General features: G+C 60.7%; 12 protein-coding genes and 1 tRNA gene. 3 read left to right on the top strand and 10 right to left on the bottom strand.

Annotated features, from left to right (window positions below; translation table 11 throughout):
• Positions 1–165: 165 nt before the first annotated feature.
• From P3T25_RS23145 to P3T25_RS23130, 4 genes are all read right to left on the bottom strand, one after another.
• Positions 166–789, bottom strand: a complete 624-nt coding sequence (locus tag P3T25_RS23145) for a hypothetical protein (protein WP_429359044.1) — start codon at positions 787–789, stop codon at positions 166–168.
• Between the two features lie 566 nt (positions 790–1,355).
• Entirely contained in the window at positions 1,356–2,519 is a 1,164-nt protein-coding gene (locus P3T25_RS23140; RefSeq protein ID WP_429359043.1) for a hypothetical protein, read from the bottom strand.
• 460 nt (positions 2,520–2,979) lie between these two features.
• Positions 2,980–3,249: a hypothetical protein gene (locus P3T25_RS23135; protein ID WP_429359042.1), complete on the bottom strand. Its 270-nt coding sequence runs from the start codon at positions 3,247–3,249 to the stop codon at positions 2,980–2,982.
• Positions 3,250–3,325: 76 nt separating this feature from the next.
• The gene (locus tag P3T25_RS23130) at positions 3,326–3,958 is read right to left on the bottom strand and encodes a hypothetical protein (RefSeq protein WP_429359041.1); all 633 of its coding nucleotides are present in this window, start codon (positions 3,956–3,958) and stop codon (positions 3,326–3,328) included.
• Between the two features lie 560 nt (positions 3,959–4,518).
• Here P3T25_RS23130 and P3T25_RS23125 point away from each other — a divergent pair.
• Entirely contained in the window at positions 4,519–4,884 is a 366-nt protein-coding gene (locus P3T25_RS23125) for a hypothetical protein (RefSeq protein WP_429359040.1), read from the top strand.
• Positions 4,885–5,359: 475 nt separating this feature from the next.
• Here the strand turns inward: P3T25_RS23125 and P3T25_RS23120 are convergent, their stop codons facing one another.
• The 6 genes from P3T25_RS23120 to P3T25_RS23095 all read right to left on the bottom strand — a co-directional run bounded on the left by P3T25_RS23120 (position 5,360) and on the right by P3T25_RS23095 (position 13,116).
• The gene (locus P3T25_RS23120) at positions 5,360–5,797 is read right to left on the bottom strand and encodes a hypothetical protein (protein ID WP_429359039.1); all 438 of its coding nucleotides are present in this window, start codon (positions 5,795–5,797) and stop codon (positions 5,360–5,362) included.
• Positions 5,798–6,864: 1,067 nt separating this feature from the next.
• On the bottom strand, positions 6,865–8,565 hold the full coding sequence (locus P3T25_RS23115) for a DUF6538 domain-containing protein (protein WP_429359038.1): 1,701 nt from the start codon (positions 8,563–8,565) through the stop codon (positions 6,865–6,867).
• 162 nt (positions 8,566–8,727) lie between these two features.
• Positions 8,728–8,804: transfer RNA gene (locus P3T25_RS23110), tRNA-Met, on the bottom strand.
• An 86-nt stretch (positions 8,805–8,890) separates the two neighbouring features.
• Positions 8,891–10,549: an MFS transporter gene (locus P3T25_RS23105; RefSeq protein WP_266261161.1), complete on the bottom strand. Its 1,659-nt coding sequence runs from the start codon at positions 10,547–10,549 to the stop codon at positions 8,891–8,893.
• Between the two features lie 230 nt (positions 10,550–10,779).
• Positions 10,780–12,318, bottom strand: coding sequence for a sensor histidine kinase N-terminal domain-containing protein (locus P3T25_RS23100; protein WP_429359037.1), 1,539 nt, complete (start codon positions 12,316–12,318; stop codon positions 10,780–10,782).
• A 9-nt stretch (positions 12,319–12,327) separates the two neighbouring features.
• A complete protein-coding gene (locus tag P3T25_RS23095) occupies positions 12,328–13,116 on the bottom strand; it encodes a response regulator (protein WP_429359036.1) in 789 nt (262 codons plus the stop codon).
• A 233-nt stretch (positions 13,117–13,349) separates the two neighbouring features.
• Between P3T25_RS23095 and recA the strand changes: the two genes are divergently transcribed.
• Positions 13,350–14,426, top strand: coding sequence for a recombinase RecA (recA, locus tag P3T25_RS23090; protein ID WP_054034441.1), 1,077 nt, complete (start codon positions 13,350–13,352; stop codon positions 14,424–14,426).
• A gap of 10 nt (positions 14,427–14,436) precedes the next feature.
• Positions 14,437–15,384, top strand: coding sequence for a recombination regulator RecX (gene recX / locus P3T25_RS23085; RefSeq protein ID WP_429359046.1), 948 nt, complete (start codon positions 14,437–14,439; stop codon positions 15,382–15,384).
• Positions 15,385–15,513: the final 129 nt, after the last annotated feature.

Genomic DNA, 15,513 nt, shown 5'->3' with positions numbered 1-15,513 from the left:
AGCGACAGCTATGAGCACCTGACCCGCGACAATTACCCCCGTCGACCGGACAAGATAGTTGTCGCGCGGCCGGAAAAGATAGTTGACGTTAACCAGATGGTCTTCAGATGTCTCTTCCACGTCGGCTGAAGCGATGCCAGACGATTACCTAACACGCGACAACCGTCATTGTTCGAGTTGGATGAGCCCGTGCGTCTCAGCACTGCCCAAAACTTCGGACATACCGCGCGCTTTGACTCCAAGCAAGGCGATACGGTATCGAGCGCGCGTAATCGCAACGTACAAGCGCTGATGAGTTGCGTAGCTGACAGAATTCTCGCTGTCTGCGGAGTTTGCCGAGACCTTTGGCGGTGGCGGACTATCTAGGCAGCCAGTGAGCTCGTTCATACGGGACGCAATGGCTCGCACCTCGTCCGCGTCCTTTCGCTCCTTAGCTGCCTTCTGGCCCGCGGACTCTTCTGGATACGGGAAATTGAATGCAGCAATTTGAATAGGCGAGTGTACTTCCAACGGTGTCTCGCTCAATTGCTTCTTCACTAGGAGGTTCTTGAACCTATTCCTCGTTTCTGCATATTCGCGGCCTATGCTCATCAACCCGCCATGAGATTGCAACCAGCCCTCTACGGTGACTACGGGAAGGTAGTTGACTATTGGCGTTTTTTCATGCGTCGTGTCGCAGCGCGCTGTAATCACGATGCCGCAGACCGGGCGTCCCGGATACTCCTCTGCGCACGTGCCGCAGAATACAGTTCCTTGGGTCATGCGCCCCATACGCACGTCAGAAATCACTGTGCCTCCAGAACGAAGGCGTGCAAACTGCTCTAGCGTTGACTAGGTCAACAATGCCAAGGACCAGCATGCCCGTGCCGGAGCCCGATTTTTTCGCCTTCCGGCCCATGGTCTCAATCTCTCGTTTCTTTTGAATTATGCGGATTGACTCATTCGGTCGTCGCCGTCATTTTCGGGAAGTATATTACGACCGAAAGAAAGTGACCTCGGAACGGAGCCGGTTCAGATTACCGCTTTCCTCGCTCTTCCGTGACTAAGCCGATGCCGCGCAGATACCCAAAATCGCTTCCGAACGCCCAAACTGCAGTTGCTCCCATGAACACAAGTCTGCGCGTAGTGGACGACGTCTGATTTGGTGAAGCGAGGGGCGTTCGGCAGGCAGTTCGTTGGATTGGGAAACCGGACGCCGACTCGCTCCTTGGTACCTGCCCACAGATGGCATCGCTATAGTGGCAACGGAAACGCCAACCGTTGCCAACAGCGGATTTAACCGCAAGTTTGCGCTCACTCACATCACAGAACTACGCACCAACCTTCCCGACTTCATCCTTGCCGACGTGGCAGCGTTATTCGGCCGTCTCGTCGCGAGGCCTACCCACCTCATCCCAATGTCGCACTACCGTAGGGTCCAACCAATCTGCCGCGCGGCGAATCCAGCCGGCGTCAATCACCCCGTCGTTTGAAGACAGTTTTTCGGTCTGAAACTTGTCGGCAAGGCTCCTCAACCGATTTGCCCGCTCAAGCTTGGACGCCAACTCTTCAACTTGCTTGAGACGTTCGAGTGCCTCCCTCCGTATTTCAGCCAGGCGCCGCTCCTCCGCGGCCTTGGCTTCAGCGATGACTTGGCGCTTGGCGTCAATTTCGGCTTTCACGCGCCGACGGATGGAGAGCTCACGGAGTCGGCCGATGAACGCCACGATTTTGGTTTCAACGGACGCGCTCCGGCTGTCGCCAGTTTTCGCCAACTCATAGCTGCTATTTGGCTCGGTCACCGCAATATCGAACTCGCCCGTTGGATGATATTCGTACTGCTGGGTGTAGAAGTTGAATCCGACCTGTTCTTTCTTCTGTCGCTGTTCGCGCGTCAGCGGGATAGGTTCACGCCGGTTTCTTTCGCGAATTTTGAACGACAATTTGAGGTCCAGCACGGAAGCGAATGCTCGAGTGGCGCCTTTAGCATCTGCAGAAATAGCGTAGCCTGCGGCCATCACCGATTCGAGCACAAGATTGAGAAGCAGCACCGCGCGCAGGCTGTTGGCGTTTGATGCGTCGACCCACATCAGGCCCGCGCCGTCACACTGGCGCCATCCCTGAGCATCGCGCCCCTTGCCATCAAGCTTCTTCGCGATTCGCTTCGCGAGCGGCAAACAGTCCTCCAGGGATGTCCGCAGGGGCAAGTTTGGTATCGCAGGGCGCCGCGGTAAGTCCTCTTCAAGACTTTCACGATATCGGGCGTCGAGCACGTCGTCTAACGGCGCAACGTACCGAGAACGGCGATAAGTCGTTGGTCCCTTCGTCGTACCAAGCGGAGGTCTCTTCACGGCCCGGCCTGCAGCCAGTTTTGCCCAGTAGCCGACCGGTGGGAGCGGCACTTCAAGGTCCAGGCATATTTTCCGAAGTCCAACGTCGGAAATCGCATAGCGTTTCGCCACCTTGGTAACCGGCTCGGTCCACACTTGCTCGTAAAGCTCCTCTCGCTGAAAGTCGGTGTATTCCCAACCCATCTTCATACCCCCGCAGACAAAACAATGGTCTGCGCGAGCGATGAAATGCTGCGCAGACGGGACATACCTCTTACATCAGCCGACACTTCGGAAGCAGTTCTGTTCCTTGACGGACGACGACGAGCCCATATAAATGGGACGACTACATTCCGAATGGAATTCTCAATCGAAAACTCTGCGGTAGCAGCCGCTGCCCGGGAGACACGCCCTGATGCAACGCAAACGGAAGATTCAGCGGGGGTATTCGGCGCGGCCGTGCGGGCGGAGGTGGAGTTGCTGGCAAGAGAGTGGCCGGGGGACTATCCGGCCGGGGCGGTGGAGTGACTGATGGTCGGGGAGACTGAATCCTGACATCATTGCATCCACGGTTACAGCCGGGCTATGGCAGCGTGTTGACCGAACCCGTGGGCGCTGCCCCACTGTAAGTCGTCCAGGCTGTACCAAGGAGTGCGTCAGCGCTCAAGTTTCACGATTGCAACCGTTCGATGAGCCGGGACCAGTAGTACTCTGCAGCCCCCTGTTCGGATAGTTGGTCTTGGATAGAACCGCCCATCATGCTCATCATTGGTTTGAAAAACAGTTTTTGGGTGTCTTCTTTGACCGTCAGCGCTTCGTTGAATCCGTTGGCATGGGAGCTGACCGAGTCAGCATACCGAATCTCGCTCGAGCCGCGGCCGTAACTGCCTATGGAAACTGTGCACTGCGCGACGGCCTTACCCGTCCAATGACCGGCCAAGCTCGGCAGTCAGTGGTGGCAAATGTGGAGTTATTAATCGCTAAAGGGGGGACGCGCTGGGTCGGTGGCGCCCAGCCTAATTGGGGCGTTGAGCCCGTGCATTCATGGTGACAGCCACCGCCTTGGAGGGCGGGTCTACAGTGACCGAGTAAACGTGCTGCTGGTTCTCCGGCACGTTGTCTTCGCATGATTTTCCCATGGCCACGGGTCCCGAAGATGCACCTCCGATGCTGAACCGGACGGAGCAAACGGGCCCGTCATCCCGTCGCAGAGTAATCAGATAGGCACGTGTTTCTACCTCTTCAGCTCGTGCTTCAGCCCTCATGTCAAAGTGAATTACTCTGGGAATCTCAGCTGCTTGCAGGGTCCACTCTGCTTGGCTAATCGGAATTTGCTGTTCTAGATAGCCCAGCGTGTTGTTCCGGAATTTTGATGATGGGGAGGCAGGCAATGACGCAGATGTTTGCGTTTGCCCTTGAGGCGGCGGCAGGGAGGTCGGCGCGCATGGCGGCATGCCTGCAAACTGTTTTGCACCGCATACCCAAGAAGCGCCCGCATTCTGAACCACGACCGTAATCGCAGTCTGGCTTGGATGCCCAGCGGCAACGAGCGAGTTAATTTCTTTTACGAGAGGAGCGAGGCCGGCAATGGCACCAATGAGACCTGTCAGCACGACAAGAAAAGGGAATGACCTAGTCTCGTTTGACATCGGGGCTCCGTGCATCGCTCAAAAGCATATCGAAAGCCGAACACGCCGGCGCTGCGAGGGCCTATCCCGTCGCGTGCTGTCTTGCCCGGTCCGGCATTGAGTCAGTTGTCGGGGCGACGTTTGCCCCGATAGCTGCTCACCTTCTGGGGCCAGACGGTACCGCGTTCCCTCGGTTGCCGCCCGACTTTTGGCCTGTCGTGCTCGGCCAATTACCGCCGACGAACCCGTTGCCTGCCCGGCCTCGGCCGGGGCTACCCGCCTTCGAGCCACTTCCTGCGGACTGGCCGCCCCCCGTCTGCCCACCTTTGCTGCCACTGCTTTTGCTCATAGCTCACCTCGAAGTGCGTTCCTCATCGTCGGCGGAAACAGCAACCGCCTGAGATACATCTAAGGTCACCGGCGCCGCGCAGTCAAAAAATACCCGCCCGAAGGCATCTTCCCAGCCGCCTTGGACTGCTCAGTTCGAGGTAGGACGACGACTGCTTACGCAGCCGCAGCCGCAGCCGCAGCCGCGGCGTCGGCGTCGGCGTCGGCGTTTAAACGATGTCGCTTTACGGGCGATGGATTCCACGAACATCGGCCTGGAAGCGTCAAAAAACAAGTTAGCGCCCACTTACACTGGGCGTCATGCGATTGAACTGCTATCAATTCTGTTGAACGACGTCGCCAACGACGCGGAAGTAGCGGCACGGGAATCGGAGATATCTGACGCCAGTTTCATGCGCTTGCGTCGGGCTATGGACCGGGTTGCTTGCGCGCAATCGGTTTTGGAAACAATGAGGGTGAGAAGCGCGGGCGCGAGCGACGAGGAAACAGCGCTGCGGGTGCGGATGCGGGAAGCGGTGGATTTGCTGGCAAGGGCGTGGCCGGAAGATTATCCGGCCGGGGCGGTGGAGTGGCTCTTGTTGCAGTTGTCACCGCTTTAGGGAGCGCTGAAGCAGTGCAGCCACGTCACGTAGCGGCGAAAGCCGATTGGCCCATTGCTGATTAAGACGCAACGGCCGAGGAGAGCCGCAGTCGAAACCGACCACGGACTCACTTGCACATCATTCCGAGTGGTTTTTTGCGAAATTTGGCCGCCAAAGCCGCCAAATTTCGGCCTCGCAATTAGAAGCGTTTACGCTTTACAAACAAGGTCTTGTCGACAAAAAGCTTGGCGGGAACAGATAGAAGCGTTTATCTGTAAACGCTTCTATTTCTGTTTCGCATAAGAGCGCTGGCGTTCAGCGATACGCACCCACCGTCACAGACTTCGCCAGGTTCCAGTCGGTCTTGTCATGCATCACGGCGGGTAAAGCGGCGCGAGTCACTCAACTGTTGGGACTGCCTGAAGGCCAACGTACCACCGCATGACTGTGGCCGTCGGGTCTCTGAACGACCGATGTGACTGCGTGTTAAACCTCACTCAATCCAGCTGTCTTCTGCAACCCCCAGAGAACGGAGCTCAAGAGCGTCCAGGTCACGGTGTAACGCACGGTGGTCGCGGAGAATGTTCAGTGGGTCCCAGAAACATACGGGAACTGCTGGTTGCCAGCTAACAGTTTGATTATCGCTTCGTGTCACGGGCCTGCTGACCTGCGCGGGCAACGACGGACCCGCAAAGGCGTCAGCGGGGAACTGTGCGAGCGCTTCCTTTTCAATATCTTCGACGACCGTATCGATATACAGATGGTGCATGAAGTCGAGCGGGCGCGGCCAGCGCTCTTCGCGGAACAGCCGCTCCGACTCGGCAATCTCACGCATCAGTGCCCCGTTTGGCTGGTCGGAAAAATCGAGCCAGTGCCGGTAGATGACGTCGTCGATTGCCTTGAAGTATTGGCGGCGGGACAGTTTGCGCATGAAAACTCCTGTGGGGTGGGGTTGGTGGATGCGCCCCGAAACCGCAAAAGGCCACGGGGATGCAACGTAAAGCCACCAAAGCGCGCAAGCGCTTCCAGCTCAAATTTCAGATGCGCGCCGAAGGCGGAAAGCGCCGCCGGATTGGTAATGGAAGATGCGGTCATTGCAGCCGCACGGGATTCACCATCCGAAGTCATGGGCTGGGCGCGAGTCTTCGATGTCGACGTCCGCGACGGCCTCCCCACCCACCTTCGCAAACGCGTATCGCCGGCATCGTTGGGTCTGTCGGGACCCGGAGCGGGTCTCCCCCTGAATGGCATCGCGGGCTTCCGGCGGACACTCCCGCAAGCTGTCGTCCTGTGGCCCCCTCGCGCCGCTATGGTTGGACCGGTACCCTTGAAGCAGGCAGGGCGTCGCAGACGCCCGCGTTGTCCCCTCCCAAGAAGCTCTATCTTTTTCTTTTAGCAAAGGAAGCCTCTTTAGTAGTAAAGAAGCTCTCTTTTCAAAACTCTAGCGAGCCGCGTTTATACGGCGATGCCGGGGGCTACGTCCGGTACGGTGAAGTAAAGGGCGTCGTGTGCCTGCTGGGCCATAGCTGCCACTTCGTGTGGACGTTCCCTTCTTCTTCGGCACGCCCGGATAGGAGACCTCTTCGTTGAAGGCGGCAAAACTGCGGGGCCCAGCCGAAGACTCCGAACTGGACAAGCTGCGGGTGGCGCACGCGACGTGGACCAGTGGTCTCATGGCCTGGAAGGAGCAGCGTGGTGGGTAGGCATTGCCGACCGAATACCCGGGGCAGGGTAGAAGCGTGTGCGTGGCGGCGCACACGCCCGAGTCCTGAAGTTGTTGCGGGCGGTCTGGCCGATGTCCGGACTGGGTGCTGGCCTGAGGCCTGGCCTCCGGTCAGGATGCCCTGTTTGCCGCTTCCAGATGGGCCTCCTGCTCCCGGGAGGTCATTCGTGAAAGACGCCGGCTGGCAACGGGATTGTCCATTGCCAGATTCCTAGCCCCGCAGGAATCTGGCGTCCTGTTGCAGGGGGCGATGAAGCGCCCGGGTGACGCTTCGGCTACGACGCCGGCCAGCGGGGCAGGTGGCCGAGCTCAAGTCCCGGAAAATCGAGCTTTTCCATCGCCTGCACGAGCAATTCAAAGGGCAGGCGCTTCTCGCCACGCTCCTTCCACCCGTAGCGGCTGTCCGGTGCATGCCCAATCAGCTCGTCGATGACCAGCCCACTGATGCCGGCCAGTTCGCCAAATGTCTGGAAGGTGTGGCGGAAACTGTGGAACACGACCGCGGGGTCGTGGATGCCGATGGGCGAGCGCAGGTAGGCGTTGAACCAGTTGCTGAACACTGCGCCGCGTTTGTCGTACTGGTCGGTCGAGAGGTCAGGAAAGAGCCATGCCGAACCGCCGGCCGGTCGGCGGGATTCGACATAGTCGAGCCAGCCCAGTCGCAGCAGGTTACGGTGGACCGGGACATGGCGCATAACGCTGCGGCGTCTGGTACGGCTTTCACGTTTCGTGTCGTGCAGGTCGAAGCACCATACGCCATCACGCTGGACCACATCGGCGACCGTGAGCCGGCACACGTCCTCGACGCGTGCGCCCGTATGCAGCCCGACGAGCGGCGCCCAGTAGGCCGCATCGCTGCCGCCCTTGTCCGGGCGGTGCCCACGCGTGCAAACGGGAGAGGCGAAGACCTGGTTCAACTGGTCAATCGCGAAAGCGGTGCGTACGGTCTTCCGGTTGGCCTCTACCACCTTCGCGTCAAATTTCATGCCGCTGAAGGGGTTCGTTGCCAGCTTCGTCAGCTTCTTGCGCATGGCAAGTCTGATGAGCGGCGACAGCAGCGACAGAATCGTGTTCACGCGGCCGTGCTCGACGTCGTCCTTCTCGAGGCAGCGCGCCTTGAAACTTTCAATGTGGTCGGGGGTCAAGGCCGACAGGGGCAGGTCGCCCACATGTAACTTGAAGCGTTGTATCTGCCTCGCCACGTCGTCGACGGTTTTCCGCGCGGGCATTCGCTCCTCCTTCCAGCATTTCAGGGCGGCCTCCCATGTATCGTTTTCGTCGACCAGCGGAATCAGCTCGGGCGTCTCGCTGACTTCGCCCTCGATGCGCCGCAGTTCTTCCTCAACGACAGCCAGTTGTGCTTCGGCGATGGCCTTCAGCAGCGTGACGAACTCCGTCGACGCGGCGGGCAGCCAGGCGCGTTCCCACGTCAGATGCTCCTCGACGGACTCGCGGACTTCCGATAAGTCGTCGGCCGCCCGGGCCCGGCGCAACTGGCGGCGCGCCTCCAGCAGCAGGCTTCGGTGTGCCTCATCGTCATGGCCGTCGTCGTAACGGGCGTCCGGGTGGGGCGCCGCAAAGTAGGTCGGTCGCATCTCGTCGTCGCAGGTGAGGGCATGCACCTTGTAGCGCTCCACCAGTCGGGGAATCTGCACGGCGGAAAGGCGCGTGGTACCGGGCGGCTGCACGGTGGGGTGATAGGGATGGGGCTCATCGTCGACGGGGCGCAGGCCGTGCGGTAACCACGGCTCGCCGGCTGCTGCGGCGGCGTCGGCCGCGGCCCGTATCGGGGCGACGAGGCGTTCGAATTCGAGGGCAGCCATCGGCAGGCGGGCGATGGCCTCGTTGCGACACGGCGTTTCCAGGCTCAACCAGATTTCGGTCTTGTCGAGCATGGCGCGCAGCTTGAGCGGCACCTTGCGGCGAAAGTAATAACTGGTCGAATCGGCGCGGGTGGTCAGGTAGGGGTGTTTCACGGATGCTCTCCACAGAAAGGTAACAGTGGCGTGTAGCACCCGGACTTCGCAAACCGGCGTCATCTAAAATTTAGATGCGTACTGCGCCTTTTCGGGCGCATTACCGGCGTTCCAGAACAAAAAAGCCGCTGCTTCGTGAGAAGCAGCGGCTTTTTCTACAACTGGTGGCGAATCAGGGACTCGAACCCCGGACCTGCGGATTATGATTCCGTCGCTCTAACCAACTGAGCTAATTCGCCGAAAGAAGCGAGATTATGAGGATAGGGTCGGGGGCTGTCAACCCCCGGCGCGCAACTTTTTTAAATTGCCCGGGCTATCCGGCGTTTCAGTCCCTCGCGTAAATATCCGAGTCCTTGGTTTCCTTGACGAACAGCATGCCGATCACGAGCGTGACGAGCGCGACCACAATCGGGTACCACAGCCCCGAATAGATGTTGCCCTTGGCCGCCACGATCGCGAAGGCGGTCGCCGGCAGGAAGCCGCCGAACCAGCCATTGCCGATGTGGTACGGCAGCGACATCGAGGTATAGCGGATGCGTGTCGGGAACATCTCCACCAGCATCGCCGCAATCGGCCCGTAGACCATCGTCACGTAGATCATCATGATCGTCAGGATCACCACGCTCATTGGCCAGTTGATCTGCGACGGATCGGCCTTCGGCGGATAGCCGGCGGTCTTCAGTGTGGTCGCCAGGGTCTTGTCGAACACCTTGCCCTGGTCCTTGGCGTCGGCGGCCTTGCCGTCATACGTGTTGATCACCGTATCGCCCACCTTGATCTCCGCCAGCGAGCCCGCCGGCGCCGCGACGTTCTCGTAGTTCAAGCCGGCCTTCGAGAGCGCGCTCTTGGCGATGTCGCAGGAACTCGTGAACTTCGCCGTGCCGACCGGATTGAACTGGAACGAACACTCGTCCGGGTTCGCAATCACGACGATCGGTGCTTTTGCCGTTGCGGTTTCCAGCGCCGGGTTCGTGTAGTGAGTCAGCGCCTTGAACAGCGGGAAGTACGTGCAGGCAGCAATCAGCAGGCCGGCCATGATGATCGGCTTGCGGCCGATGCGGTCCGACAGCGAGCCGAAGAACAGGAAGAACGGCGTGCCGATCAGGAGCGCGATCGCGATCAGGATGTTGGACGTCGCGCCGTCGACTTTCAGCGTCTGCGTCAGGAAGAACAGCGTGTAGAACTGACCTGTGTACCAGACCACGGCCTGGCCGGCGGTCAGGCCGATCAGCGCGAGGATCACGATCTTCAGGTTCTTCCACTGGCCAAATGCTTCAGTCAGCGGCGCCTTCGAGGTTTTGCCTTCAGCCTTGATGCGCGCGAACACCGGCGATTCATTCAGTTGCAGGCGAATCCATACCGACACGCCGAGCAGGAAGATCGACGCGAGGAACGGAATGCGCCAGCCCCAGGCGCCGAACGCGTCTTCGCCCATGGCCGTGCGTGCGCCGAGAATCACCAGTAGCGAGAGGAACAGGCCGAGCGTGGCGGTGGTCTGGATCCACGCGGTGTAGAAACCGCGGCGTCCCGCCGGCGCATGTTCCGCGACGTACGTGGCCGCACCGCCGTATTCGCCGCCGAGTGCAAGACCTTGCAGCAAGCGCATCGCGATGAAGATCACCGGCGACGCAATGCCGATCGACGCATAACCGGGCAGGAAGCCGACCAGGAAGGTCGACAGGCCCATGATCACGATTGTGATGAGGAACGTGTATTTGCGCCCGACCATATCGCCGAGGCGGCCGAATACGATCGCGCCGAACGGCCGTACCGCGAAGCCCGCGGCGAAGCTCAGAAGCGTAAAGATGAAAGCGGCAGTCGGATTGACGCCGGAGAAGAAGCTCTTGCTGATGAAGATGGCGAGTGAGCCGGCCAGATAGAAGTCGTACCACTCGAAAACCGTACCCAGCGACGATGCGAAGATCACCCGCTTCTCATCGCGCGTCATCGGCACGTGCGAGATTTGCCCGCCAACGGTAGCCATATGTCGTCTCCAATATTGATATGTGCACGCGGTCCGCCGGCAAAGGCGTTCCCGTAGAACCGATTATTGGAGTGGAAACTTACGGCGTACTGACGTGGAGGGGTGAAATGGCAGTTTCAGGCGCAGAGAGGGAAATTCCATCAAAACGCGGCAATTGACGCCTAAGTTCTTGTAATTTTTGACAAACGTATCTCAATATGGCGCCGGCCCAAGCGTCGATTTTTGCGCTCTTAGGGTAAGTCCCGTCCCTGTTCGAGTACGTGCAAGCTGACACGCACGAGGGTTCCGGCAAGCCGTGGGGAGGTTTGGTAGACGTTATCGTCGATGGTCATCTCCCCGCCGTGCATCGTCGTGATCTCGCGGACGATCGCAAGCCCAAGGCCGCTGCCGTCGCCTTCGCGGCCGAGAATCCGATAAAAACGCTCGACCACCCGCGAGCGCTCGGCCACCGGAATGCCGAGCCCGGTGTCTTCTACTTCCAGATGCACGAGTCGCGCCGTCACGTCGTGCCGCACCCGCACGGTGATCCGTCCGCCAGCCGGCGTGTAGCGGATCGCGTTGTCGATCAGATTCGACAGCATTTCCCGCAGCATGACCGGATTGCCGTCGACTTCGACCGGCTCTTCGGGGGCTTCGTAGCCGAGGTCCATCTGCTTGGCGAGCGCAGCCTGAACCCAGTCGCGCACCGCGCTGCGCGCCACCTCGGTCACCTCAACCGGCGTGAAAATCTGGCCCGACATGCGATTTTCCGCGCGCGCCAGCGCCAGCAACTGGGTGACGAGACGCGCCGCATGCTCCGAACTGGTGGCGATCTGTTCGAGCGAGCGGTGGACTTCCTCGGAGGCGTCCTGGCGCAGCGCAAGCTCGGCCTGGGTGCGCAGACCGGCAAGCGGCGTTTTCATCTGATGCGCGGCGTCGGCGATAAAGCGCTTCTGCAACTCCATGTTCTGTTCGAGGCGCGTCAGCAGATCGTTGAACGACGTCACCAGCGGCTCGATTTCCGGCGGCGCGCGGCGGGCTTCGAGCGGCGACAGATCGTCCGGGCGGCGCGCGCGAATATGCGCCTGCAGGGCATGCAGCGGCGCGAGTCCACGCGACAGGCCGAACCACACCAGCAGGATCGCCAGCGGCAGGATCACGAACTGCGGCAGGATCACGCCTTTGATGATGTCGTTGGCAAGCTGGCTGCGTTTGTCGAGCGTCTCGGCGACCTGCACCAGCACCGGCTGAGCACCGGGCGTTTGCGGAAACTCGACGGTCGTATAGGCGACGCGGATATCGTTGCCGCGCAGCACGTCGTCGCGGAATTCCACGAGGCCAGGCGGCGGCCGGTCTTCCTCGTGCGGCAACGGCATGTCGCGCTCGCCGCCCACCAGTTCGCCGCGCGTGCCGAGCACCTGATAGAACACGCTGTCGACATTGTCGGCGCGCAGAAAGTCGCGGGTGGAGTCGGGCAGCGACAGCTCCGCCACGCCGTTGATCGGATGGATCTGGCGGGCGAGCACGTAGGCGTCAGTTTCGAGCGCGCGGTCGAACGGACCGTTGGCGATCGACTTGGCGACCAGGTAGGTGACCGCGAGGCTCATCGGCCATAGCAGCAGGAGCGGCGCCAGCATCCAGTCCAGAATCTCGCCGAACAGCGAGCGTGGGCGTGCTTCGGCGGCGGCTTCGGTCTCGTCGGGCGGGGCGAACGGATTGGCGTAGCGCTCGTCGCGCGCCTCGTCGAGGTCCGCCGCGTGCGCCGTGGCGCGATCTGCGCGTGCGGACATGGGGGCTCTCTATTTGAAGTGATGGCTCGCGGGCATCGCGGCCGAGGGGGACGAAGAGGACGAGGAGGGCGGCTCGGATTCGGCGGGCGGGTTGGCGCTCTGGTTCGCGTTCATGTTCACGTTTGGCGGCAGGGCGGCTTTCTCGAGGCAGTACCCGAGGCCCCGCACAGTAATGATGCGTACGCCGCTCGGCTCGATCTTCTTGCGCAGCCGGTGCACGTAGACCTCGATCGCGTTATTGCTGACTTCTTCGCCCCATTCGCACAGATGGTCGACGAGCTGTTCCTTCGACACCAGCCGGCCGATCCGCTGCAGCAGCACTTCGAGCAAACCAAGTTCGCGCGCCGACAGGTCGATCACCTGCTCGTTGACATAGGCGATCCGGCCGACCTGGTCGAACGACAGCGAACCGTGCCGCACCACCGTCGGGCCGCCGCCCGCGCCGCGCCGGGTCAGGGCGCGCACGCGCGCCTCGAGTTCGTTCAGCGCGAAAGGTTTGGCCATGTAGTCGTCGGCGCCGAGATCGAGGCCTTTGACGCGTTCGTCCACGCTGTCCGCCGCCGTGAGGATGAGCACCGGCACGGTCGAGTTGCGGGCGCGCAGGCGGCGCAGCACCTCGAGCCCGGACATGCGCGGCAGGCCCAGATCGAGGATCAGCAGATCGAAAGTTTGCATCGACAGGGCGGTGTCGGCCTCGACGCCGTTCTTCACATGATCGACGGCATAGGCCGATTGGCGGAGTGATCGAACCAGACCGTCCGCGAGTATGCTGTCGTCTTCGGCAATCAGAATTCGCATGGTGCGCAAGCCTGGCCTTGCCGGCACCGTGGGGTGTTCCCCCGGCGCACAGCGGTCTCCGAAAATTATTGTGGGTAGTTGGGCAGCGCGACAGTAAAAATGCGCGTTCGCATGAGAATCGCGCTTGCCAAAACTACTGTTTTTTTATACAGTGTCTGAGTTTCGTGTGCTGTCCTCCAAAACTAGGCTGCACATCTGCCTCAGACGCCGTTCATCATAGCAAAGGACGATTCATGGAAGAAAGCAAGAAAGGCTCGGCTGGACTGACTGCTGAAAAGAGCAAGGCACTCGCTGCCGCGCTTGCGCAGATCGAAAAGCAGTTCGGCAAAGGGTCGGTCATGCGGCTCGGCGCAGGTGAGGCGGTCGAAGATATCCAGGTGGTCTCAACGGGATCACTCGGCCTCGATATCGCGCTGGGCGTCGGCGGTTTGCCGCGTGGCCGGGTGGTCGAAATTTACGGTCCGGAGTCGTCCGGTAAAACCACGCTGACGCTGCAAGTCGTCGCTGAAATGCAAAAGCTCGGCGGCACGGCAGCGTTTATCGACGCGGAGCACGCGCTGGATATCCAGTACGCGGGCAAGCTCGGCGTGAACGTCAACGACCTGCTGGTTTCGCAACCGGACACCGGTGAACAGGCGCTCGAAATCGCCGACGCACTCGTGCGCTCAGGCTCGATCGACATGATCGTGATCGACTCGGTCGCGGCACTCGTGCCGAAGGCTGAAATCGAAGGCGAAATGGGCGACTCGCTGCCGGGTCTGCAAGCGCGTCTGATGTCGCAAGCGCTGCGCAAGCTCACCGGCACGATCAAGCGTACCAACTGCCTCGTGATCTTCATCAACCAGATCCGTATGAAGATCGGTGTGATGTTCGGCAACCCGGAAACCACCACGGGTGGTAACGCGCTGAAGTTCTACGCGTCGGTGCGTCTGGACATTCGCCGGATCGGTTCGATCAAGAAGAACGACGAGGTGATCGGTAACGAAACGCGCGTGAAGGTGGTGAAGAACAAGGTTGCGCCGCCGTTCCGTGAAGCGATTTTCGACATTCTGTATGGCGAAGGCATTTCCCGTCAGGGCGAAGTCATCGACCTCGGCGTGCAGGCCAAGATCGTCGACAAGGCCGGCGCCTGGTACAGCTACAACGGCGAACGTATTGGTCAGGGTAAGGACAACGCGCGCGAATTCCTGCGCGAAAATCCGGACATCGCCCGTGAGATCGAAAACCGCATCCGCGAATCGCTGGGCGTGAATGCCATGGCGGAAGTGGCGACCGGTGCGGCCGCTGAAGTCGCGGGCGAAGAAGAGTAACCAGCACGTGATACGCAAGGGCCGGCCGCCGTCCAACGCTGGACACAACGCGGACGGCCCGCGTGACGGTGGCGACGATTCGTTCGAATCGTCGTCATCCTCTTCATCGCCGCCTTCCTCCTCTTCGACTTCCCGGTCCACCCGGTCGTTTGGGCGGTCGTCGGGAAAGTCGTCTAGCAGTTCGTCCGGTAGTTCGTTCAGTCGTTCATCCGGATCATCGTTCGGCAAATCTTCTGGAAGCTCTTTCGGGCGTTCCACTTCACGTTCGCCACGCGATCCTGCCGGCAACGCTGCCCCCAGGCGCTCATACGCATCAGATCCCGATCCCTTTGCCGCAGCCGGCGAAGCCGATCCCTTCGAATCGTTCGACGCGCACGATCGCGCCGCAGGTCGCCAGCCGCAGTCTGATCCCTCTGCGCAGGCTGAAGCGGACCCGTCCGAAACCACCTATACCCGCTCGCGCCGCACGCCTGGCGAGGCGAAGCCGGAACAGGACGATGCAAAAAAATCCCAACGCCCGGCCCGTTCGCTAAAAGGACGTGCGCTCGGCTATTTGTCCCGGCGTGAATATAGCCGCTCCGAACTGGCGCGCAAGCTGAAGTCGTTCGTCGAGGAAACCGATTCGCTCGATACCTTGCTCGATTCGCTGGAAGCCGAAAACTGGCTGTCCGACTCGCGGTTTGCTGAAAGCCTGATCCATCGGCGCTCGTCGCGCTTGGGCGCGAGCCGGATCGTCGGCGAATTGAAGCAGCATGCTGTGGACCAAACGCTGGTCGAAGAAGCCAGTGCGCAACTGCGCGAAACCGAGCTGGCGCGCGCTCAAGCCGTTTGGCGGAAGAAATTCGACCGGCTTCCCGAAACTGCCGCCGAGCGGGCCAAACAGGCGCGCTTTCTGGCATCGCGCGGTTTCTCGGGCGCTACGATTGGCAAAATTCTCAAAGGGTTCGACGAGGAGTGAAGCGGCGACTAGCTGCGCTATCCCGTTTGGCGCACAGCGCGTGCCGGATACCTGTGCGGTTCCCACTTTGAGATAGCGCCTGCCGCGCTCTCCGGCCTGCTGGGCGGCCCTGCGCATTCCGGCCTGTCT

The sequence above is a fragment of the Paraburkholderia sp. GAS32 genome (genome assembly GCF_050434225.1).
In the GTDB taxonomy this organism is placed as follows: Bacteria; Pseudomonadota; Gammaproteobacteria; order Burkholderiales; family Burkholderiaceae; genus Paraburkholderia; species Paraburkholderia madseniana.
This window is presented reverse-complemented; position numbering and strand designations above follow the sequence as displayed.